The organism is Acetobacter sp. DmW_136 (assembly GCF_008690365.1).
Taxonomy (GTDB): Bacteria; Pseudomonadota; Alphaproteobacteria; order Acetobacterales; family Acetobacteraceae; genus Acetobacter; species Acetobacter oryzifermentans.
Map to the genome: position 1 here is coordinate 206,090 of NZ_VHON01000037.1, position 8,755 is coordinate 214,844.

At 53.6% G+C, this 8,755-nt stretch carries 6 protein-coding genes and 1 tRNA gene; 4 read left to right on the plus strand and 3 right to left on the minus strand.

Annotated features, from left to right (window positions below; genetic code table 11):
- Positions 1-51 precede the first annotated feature (51 nt).
- The gene (locus FKW31_RS12985; RefSeq protein WP_063353682.1) at positions 52-1,272 is read right to left on the minus strand and encodes an NADP-dependent isocitrate dehydrogenase; all 1,221 of its coding nucleotides are present in this window, start codon (positions 1,270-1,272) and stop codon (positions 52-54) included.
- 384 nt (positions 1,273-1,656) lie between these two features.
- Between FKW31_RS12985 and FKW31_RS12995 the strand changes: the two genes are divergently transcribed.
- Positions 1,657-3,774: a hypothetical protein gene (locus FKW31_RS12995; RefSeq protein ID WP_150178740.1), complete on the plus strand. Its 2,118-nt coding sequence runs from the start codon at positions 1,657-1,659 to the stop codon at positions 3,772-3,774.
- A gap of 212 nt (positions 3,775-3,986) precedes the next feature.
- Here the strand turns inward: FKW31_RS12995 and FKW31_RS13000 are convergent.
- Together FKW31_RS13000 and FKW31_RS13005 are read right to left on the minus strand one after the other, a co-directional pair.
- Positions 3,987-4,062 (minus strand) — tRNA-His (locus FKW31_RS13000).
- A gap of 72 nt (positions 4,063-4,134) precedes the next feature.
- Entirely contained in the window at positions 4,135-5,310 is a 1,176-nt protein-coding gene (locus FKW31_RS13005) for an aminotransferase (RefSeq protein WP_150178741.1), read from the minus strand.
- Between the two features lie 238 nt (positions 5,311-5,548).
- On the opposite strand from FKW31_RS13005, the gene FKW31_RS13010 reads away from it, so the two are divergent.
- The 3 genes from FKW31_RS13010 (at position 5,549) to FKW31_RS13020 (ending at position 8,625) form a co-directional block, all read left to right on the plus strand.
- Positions 5,549-5,887: a P-II family nitrogen regulator gene (locus FKW31_RS13010; RefSeq protein ID WP_003622497.1), complete on the plus strand. Its 339-nt coding sequence runs from the start codon at positions 5,549-5,551 to the stop codon at positions 5,885-5,887.
- A 105-nt stretch (positions 5,888-5,992) separates the two neighbouring features.
- On the plus strand, positions 5,993-7,438 hold the full coding sequence (glnA, locus tag FKW31_RS13015; protein WP_003622499.1) for a type I glutamate--ammonia ligase: 1,446 nt from the start codon (positions 5,993-5,995) through the stop codon (positions 7,436-7,438).
- Positions 7,439-7,518: 80 nt separating this feature from the next.
- Positions 7,519-8,625, plus strand: a complete 1,107-nt coding sequence (locus tag FKW31_RS13020; protein ID WP_150178742.1) for an energy transducer TonB — start codon at positions 7,519-7,521, stop codon at positions 8,623-8,625.
- The last annotated feature ends 130 nt before the right edge of the window (positions 8,626-8,755 follow it).

The window sequence follows — 8,755 nt, forward strand, 5'->3', positions numbered from 1 at the left end:
GCTTCGGGGTACGCAGACATGACAAAACAATAAAGATGTGCGGCAGAAAGCTTAGCCTTTAGTTAAAGCCTGCTTGAGTTTTTCATCCAGCACATCAAGGAAAGGCTGCGTGTCCAGCCATTTGGTGCCGTTGCCAACCAACAGTGCCAGATCCTTGGTCATCTGCCCGCCTTCAACCGTATCCACGCACACTTTTTCCAGCGTATCGGCAAAGTGCACAACGTCTGGCGTATCATCAAAGCGGCCGCGATAAGCTAGCCCGCGTGTCCATGCAAAAATGGAGGCAATGGGGTTGGTGCTGGTGGGCTTGCCTTTCTGGTGCTCACGGTAATGGCGCGTTACGGTGCCATGCGCGGCTTCGGATTCCACCACATCGCCCGTGGGGTTCAGCAGCACGGATGTCATCAGCCCAAGGCTGCCAAAGCCTTGTGCCACAATGTCACTTTCCACATCGCCATCGTAGTTTTTGCAGGCCCATACATAACCGCCCGGCCATTTAAGGGCGCTGGCCACCATGTCATCAATCAGGCGGTGTTCGTAGGTGAGGCCCAGCTTTTCAAACTCGGCCTTGAATTCCTTTTCGTACACTTCCTGAAACACATCCTTGAACATGCCATCATAGGCTTTCAGGATGGTGTTTTTGGTGGACAGATACACTGGCAGCTTGCGGTCTCGCCCATAAGCGAGAGAGGCACGGGCAAACCCTTCAATAGAGGCACGGGTATTGTGCATGCCCAGCGCCACACCGGGGCCTTTGAAGTCATGCACATCCAGCGTAATGGGCGCACCGCCATCTTCGGGAATGTAGTTGAGCGTCACCTTGCCTGGGCCGGGAATTTTGGTTTCCGCAGCGCGATAGATATCCCCATAGGCATGGCGGCCGATCACGATTGGCTTTGTCCAGTGCGGCACAAGGCGCGGCACGTTGGAGCAGATAATGGGTTCACGGAAGATGGTGCCATCCAGAATGTTGCGGATGGTGCCGTTGGGTGAACGCCACATTTTTTTCAGCCCAAATTCCTTCACCCGTGCTTCATCCGGGGTGATGGTGGCGCATTTTACGGCCACGCCGTAGCGCTTGGTGGCTTCTGCGGCTTCTACTGTTACCTTGTCATCCGTGGCATCGCGGTTTTCTATGCCCAGATCGTAATATTTCAGGTCAATATCCAGATAGGGCAGAATCAGGCGCTCACGAATGAAGTGCCAGATGATACGGGTCATTTCATCCCCGTCCATTTCCACCACCGGGTTCTTGACCTTGATTTTAGCCATAATACTGCATCCGATTCGAAGAGTGTCTTGCATTCGTTGCGCGCAGATGCGGAATACGCATAGGCATCATGCAGTGCGCGAATTGAGACCATAAGCGGGGATGCAACACAGCGCTGTTCACGATCAGGACAGAACTGCCGCTACCAAGCGCAATGGCGCTTATGCGCGGGCAAAAATCTTTGTTTTTTGCGGAGTAGGCCCTGTTATCACAAACATGTCAGGGCTGGGATGGCGGATTATCCCATACCGCTCAAGAGGTGCCCGCGCGGGAGATGTTATGCTAACTATGTGCATCATTAAGGAAAATGGCTGGCCGCCTGTATGCAAGTGTCAGCCAAAATCATGATTCCGCATATGGAACGGGCAGCCGGGGTAAGCTGAGGCATGTTTTCTTTTATATCATTTCACGGGCACATTCTGGCACATCGTGATTTTTATCTTATGGGTATTCCGGTTGCACAGGCCGTTTCTCCGCAGTGGAACGTGGTTCAGTTATCGGCTGATGGAAACAGCCTGCTTGGATTTGCAGATATCCGGCCTCATGTTGAACAAAGTGGCGAAGCAAAAGGTCTGGTAAGTTTAAAAAATGGTACGCAGTTTATGTGGAACCAACCAGATGGCTTGTTGGGTTGGGTGCCCCATAACCAGAATTGGGAGCGTTTTGCACCAGTGCTCAGCCAGCATGTGCCATTGCTGGCCCGTTTGGCGCAGGGGAAATGGCTGATTGCGGGCAAGCAGACCGCCGAGCGGGTTTCGTTTTCTTATTTCAAGCTGTGCCTTGGCGAGCATAATTGGGATTTGCGTACGCTTTTCCTGCGTGAAAAAGGCGATGCCATTATTATTTCCGATGGGCGGGAACCGGAAAGTGTTCTGCAACCAAGCCCATTGCCTGTGCAAAAAACTTTTATGGTGGCGTTGGCGGCGCAGATAAAGGCAATGGGTGAAAGCCCATTTGTGCAAGCCGCACAGGCCGCCCGCCAACGTTTGCTTGTAGCCCCAGAAGATTCAGGCTGTTTGTTGGATCTGGCAAAAAATTGCGCCAAAATTGGGCAATTCGGCTTGGCGCGCACGGCGGTATTGTGCGCCGCGTTGCAGGATTTTCGGCCAGATTTATATCTCTTTTCCGCTATTCTGGCATTGCGGGAAGGTGAGACCCAGCAGGCCGCAGATTTAGCCAATCTGGCGCTGAAAGGCCGGTTTGGTGATGCCCCCATACCCGAACAGCTCACACATCTGGTGCAGCGGACAGCACAGGGGGAGGCTGCGTTGCTTTTGCTGCCTTCTGCCTTGAAGGAACTGCCGGATACAGAAGAGTTTGACCCCGCCTTTCACTTTTTAATGGTGCCTTTGCCTGCTTCTATGCTGCGGGCAGAAGATGTGCGGCAGGCGTATTCATATCAGTTTGAGCAAGTGGCTTCTGCCAGCACGCAGGAAGAGCGGCTGCAACTGGTACAGGCCGATCAGGCCCAGAACAGGGCGCAATACTGGAACCAAATTGTGGCAGGCCATTACGCATGGCTCAATCAGGATCGGGCCAGCGCAGACCCACATTACGTTACGGCCCGCAAGCTTTCCAAAGATTCCGGTATCAAGGCTGTTGATTACAATTGCGGTGTTTACACATGGTTGCCAGAAGCCGCCGCATATAACCTGCATGAACAACAGGTAACAGACCAGTTGGGCATTGCGGGCTGGAGCTGGCATTCCAGTGTGGCGCCCGGCCGGGCAGAGGCAGATGCCCCAGATGCCTGTTTGGTTTTTGGGTGCGATAGTGCGTATTTCCGCTTTGTGCCCAAGCTTGTCATGTCTTTAATGCGGGCGTGTCAGGCTCATCCAGAACAGGGGCGCTTCCGCCTTTGTTTGGGGGTGGACCGGGCAACGGATGAGCAGTTGACCTTGATGCGGGATCTGGTGGCCTTTTTCTCGGAAAAAGACAGGGGGATGGATGTCTCCTTCACGCACGGGCAGCTTAACCATGCGAACAAGGCCGCCTATACGTGCATCCGTTACCTTATGCTGCCGCATATTGTGGGCCAGTGGCATTGCCCAGTGCTGACAGCGGATTGCGATGGCTACTTCCCGCACGATTTCCCTGCTTTGTGGCAGGAACTCAAATCCGGTTCGGATTACGGGTTCCGGCTGTATGCGTATAATCATGAAGGCAAACAGATAGCCGGAGAACCGTGGGGCTTTGGTGCGGGCCTGTCCTATTTTGGGGAAACGGAACTTCTGCCCCAGATCGGGCGGTATCTGCACAATTATGTTCAGCGGACATATAGCCTGGAAAATCCAAGCAACTGGTGCATTGATCAGTGTGCACTGGCACAGGCTTATTCTCGCTTTGTTGCACCACGTTGGAATGACCTGCGGATACGCTTCATGGATGAGGGCACACCGCTTATGATTATGCCCCACCATGTAGGTGGCAAGGATGCACTGTTAGAACATGATGGCGCGGTTTCGGAGCAAGACCTGCGCCAGTTTATGCAGGACAACGCTTAATTAGGGTGTTTTGGCAAAAGCCGGTCAGCTTGGTCTGATCGGCTTTTTTGTTCGGGGTTTAATTGCAAGGAAATATCTGCGGCAGAACCTTCAGCCGGTTGTAGCAGGTGCAAGCCAGCAGGGTAGTTGCGCAGATGCAAGCATAAGGCGGAAGCGTGCACGCAGTATGCGGGGCTGTGCGTAAGGTATTTTAAGTTTCAAGGGAAAAATGCTGGGGCGAACGACGGGGCTTGAACCCGCGACCACCGGTACCACAAACCGGCGCTCTACCAGCTGAGCTACGTCCGCCGCACAGCAAGCGGACGTTTAGAGAAAACTGCGTCGTTCGTCAATCACTTCTGGCGTTTTTATATAGAAAAATCAGCCCTGGCGGCTTTTCCATTGTTCCAGACGGGCCACAGCCTCAATCAGCACCTCCTCACGCTTGCAAAAGGCAAAGCGAATCAGGTTGCGCGGGGGTGTGCCACTTTGCGCATCATAAAAAGCAGAGGCGGGAATGGTGGTGACACCGGCCTGTTCTGTGAGCAGGCGGCTGAAGGCCATGTCATCCAGCCCGTTTGCCAGCGGGGTAATATCCGCCATCACAAAGTAGCTGCCTTGGCAGGGCAGTACGCCAAAGCCCACCCGCGCCAGCCCGGCAGAAAGGATCTGGCGTTTTGTATCCATCTCCTGCGCCAGTTGGGTAAAGTAGGCGGTATCCTTGTTCAGCCCAAAGGCCACGGCACGTTGCAGGTTGGGGGCTGTGGCAAACACAAGGTTCTGGTGCGCTTTGGCCACCACCGCAGCCAGCGGGGCAGGGGCGGTAACGTAACCCACCTTCCACCCGGTAAAGGAAAAGCTTTTGCCTGCGCTGCCAATACGAATGCACCGCTCGCGCATGCCCGGTAGGGCCATGAGCGAGAGATGCGGCACATCAAACACAAGGTGCTCATACACCTCATCGCAAATGGCGTAGGTATCGTGCTGGCGCATAAGGTCGGCAATAAAGGCCAACTCCTCAGCGTTAAACACCTTGCCGGTGGGGTTCATGGGGGTGTTTAGCACAATGGCTTTGGTGCGGGGGCTAAAGGCGTTTTTTAAGGCCTCTTGCGGGAGCGCCCAATCTGGCGCTTCCAGCCGTACAAGGCGCGGAATGCCGCCAAGCTGGCGCACAACAGGCAGGTAGGTATCGTAAAGTGGTTCTATCAGCACCACTTCATCGCCCGGTTCTATCAGCGCCATAAAGGATGCCGCCAGGGCCTCGGTAGCGCCAGATGTCACCACCACTTCCGATTCGGCATTTACAGAAATGTTCTGGAATCGGGCGGAGGCATCCGCAACGGCGGCGCGCAGTTCTGGCAGGCCTGTAAGGGGCGCATACTGGTTGCGCCCATCCAGTAAGGCATTTGCGGCCAGTTGCACCATGTCCTGCGGGCCTTCCGTATCAGGAAAACCCTGCCCAAGATTGATGGCGTTATGCTTGCGCGCCAGCTCGGACATAAGCGTAAAAATAGTGACAGGCTGGTTTGCAATCTGCCTGTTAAGCAATTTTGTCATTACAAAGTTCCTTGCCCCGCTGGCGGAAAGAGGCGAATAAGACGCGATACCGAAACATTTGGCGTAAACAGTTGATTTGGTGCTTTATCGATACAAATTTGCATCTGCCTGATTGCCCGCACGGGCAAGCCGTGCAAGTGTAACGGTATGGGGTGCCTTCTGCCTATAGGGGCAGGGTGGCATCATGAACGGACAGGCCCAAAATACGGGCACAACAATGGTGTGTTGACGACGCGCGATGAAGAAGATCGAGGCCATAATCAAGCCCTTCAAGCTGGATGAGGTGAAAGAAGCCCTTCATGAGCTTGGATTGCAGGGTATTACCGTAATCGAAGCCAAGGGTTTCGGTCGGCAAAAGGGGCATACGGAGCTTTATCGCGGCGCGGAATACATTGTTGATTTCCTGCCCAAGATGAAGATTGAAGTTGTCTGCCCTGCTTCCATGGTGGAGCGGGCGGTAGAAGCCATTTCCGCAGCGGCCCGCACAGGCCGCATTGGCGATGGCAAGATTTTCGTGAGTCCGGTGGATGACGTGGTGCGAATCCGTACCGGAGAACGAGGGGAAGACGCAATCTAACACGCTCCATGCGTAGGTATGGGGCGCTAAGATGCGCGTACATTATTCCCGCAGACCGCGTGCCCGCAAAGTGCGGCATGCTGACAAAGCTTAGGTGAAGAGAGCATGGTAAAGAAAACAGCTCCGGCGGGTGACAGCAAGGCTGCTGCAATTGCCAAGGTTTTTGATCTGATTCAGGAACACTCTGTGGAACTGGTGGATCTGCGTTTTACGGACCCAAAGGGCAAGTGGCATCATACATGCCAGTATGTCAGCACCATCGAGGAAGATAGCTTTACCGATGGCTTCATGTTTGATGGATCTTCCATCGGCGGGTGGAAAGCCATTAACGAAAGCGACATGGTTCTGCTGCCGGATCCGACATCCGCAGTGATGGACCCGTTCTCTGCTCGTCCGCAGCTGATCCTGTTCTGCGATATTATTGAACCTTCCACCGGGCAGCCTTACAACCGCGATCCGCGCTCCACCGCCAAGCTGGCTGAGCAGTACCTCAAGTCCTCCGGTTTGGGTGATACGGCATTTTTTGGCCCGGAAGCTGAATTCTTCATTTTCGATAACGTGCTGTTTGGCACCGGCCCGAACTATGGCAAATACCAGCTCGACAGCATTGAAGGCCCTGATGCATCCCTGAAGGAATATCCTGAAGGCAACATGGGCCACCGTCCGGGTGTGAAGGGTGGTTACTTCCCCGTGCCGCCAGTGGATAGCGAAAGCGATCTGCGCGCAGAAATGCTGGCAGCCATGGGCGAAATGGGTCTGGCGATTGAAAAGCACCACCATGAAGTGGCGCAGTCTCAGCACGAACTTGGCACCAAGTTTGAAACGCTGGTGCGCGCAGCAGACTTCATGCAGATCTACAAATACTGTGTGCACAATGTTGCCAATTCCTACGGCAAGACAGCAACATTCATGCCCAAGCCTATCTATGGTGATAACGGCTCTGGCATGCACGTTCACCAGTCCATCTGGAAAGACGGCAAGCCCACATTTGCTGGCAATGGTTATGCAGATCTGTCCGATACAGCCCTGTATTACATTGGCGGCATTATCAAGCACGCCAAGGCGCTGAACGCCTTCACCAACCCATCCACCAACTCCTACAAGCGCCTGATTCCGGGCTTTGAAGCACCTGTGCTGCTGGCATATTCCGCCCGCAACCGTTCTGCTTCGTGCCGTATTCCGTACGCAACAAGCCCCAAAGCCAAGCGCGTTGAAGTGCGCTTTCCAGACCCTACAGCCAACCCGTATCTGGCATTCGCTGCCATGCTGATGGCTGGTATGGACGGCATTAAAAACAAGATCCACCCAGGCGATGCCATGGACAAGGATCTGTATGACCTGCCGCCGGAAGAACTGAAGCAGATCCCGACAGTTGCTGGCTCCCTGCGTGAAGCTCTGGAAGCTCTGGCTGCGGATCATGAGTTCCTGCTGGCTGGTGGCGTGTTCACCAAAGATCAGATCGAAAGCTACATCACCCTGAAATGGGATGATGTGTACCGTTTCGAACACACACCGCATCCGGTTGAATTTGAAATGTATTACTCCGTCTGATTTTCTTTCCTTTAGGGAAGATATCGGAAATAAAAGGCGCGGCTCCTTAGGGGCCGCGCTTTTTTGTATTGGATTGCTGAATGGTATTGAAAACACGCATTTTTTCTGCGCTCGGGCTTTTGTGTCTGGCGGGGTGTGCAACTTCTGGTTCTGTGCCCGGTGGGCATGTTGCCACTGCGCCGCAAGCCATTGCGCCGGTGCAGCCCCCGGCATCTGCAACGGCTTCTGGTGCAGGTAATCCTGCGCTTTCGGCAGATAAGCCTTCCTTGCTCAATGTTACTTCGCTGTCTCCCTCATGGGGCGAGGTTTACTGTGCGCAGGATATTCGCAAGCTGGCTGTGCAACTGCCGCTTCAGCAGGATGATAAGGATTATATTGCCAAAAGCCTGAAAAACGCCAAGACGCTACAGGCGTGCTTTATTTACTCGCGCCCTGCACCCGCACCTACGCAACCGCTGTTGACGGCAGATGGGCAAAGTAATGGCCTGGTGGTGATGAGCATGTATGTGCTTACAGGGGCGGATCTGGTAGATACCGCGGCGCTTTCCTTCAATTCCCAAACATATAGCCGGTTCCTGCTGGGCTTGCAGTGGCCCAAAAACCAGCCAACAGCAGGTGTTTCTGTGCAGTTACAGGCAGATACGCCAAACAAGCAGCACTATAATTTTCCCTTGGTGTTTGCGAATGACACGCCGCAAAAAGTGTTCGGTATCTTTCTGCCAATTGCCACGGCACAGGAGATTGCCAAAGCACCTCGGTTGAGCGTGAAAGTTAAGGTGCCGGGCCAAGCAGCTTATACACTCAATTATGGCACAGAAGGTTTATCCAGAAGTTTGGAAACCTTGTACAACTGGCGTCATACCACGGAAGATAAGGACGAATACGCCGTTATCAACGCCATGTCTGCCGTAGATAAAACTGTGCGGCTTAACCGTATCAACACGGCAGCCCCCGTTTACCCGGCAGCGGAAGAAAACAAAAATCTGGAAGGCCGCGTGATGGCGCGGTGCGATATTACGGCGGCAGGTGCTCCCACCAACTGCGTGGTGCTTAAAACCATGGGCGGCGCAAATTTTACAAAAAGTGCGCTAACATATTTGCAGCAGGTGCGTTTTGCTCTTTCGGGTAACAATGTTGCAGATGGTGTTAAAGGCCATGTGTTTACTGTGCGCTTTAAGCTGGACTGATACGTCCAAGTATCAAGCCCAAAAGTATTGAAGTGAAAACTTCTGTAACCGCCTGTGTTTTATAAAAATGCAGGCGGTTTTTTGTGTGTTTTACAGTATTTTCTTGGGATGCAATGCCGCGCTGTTGTAT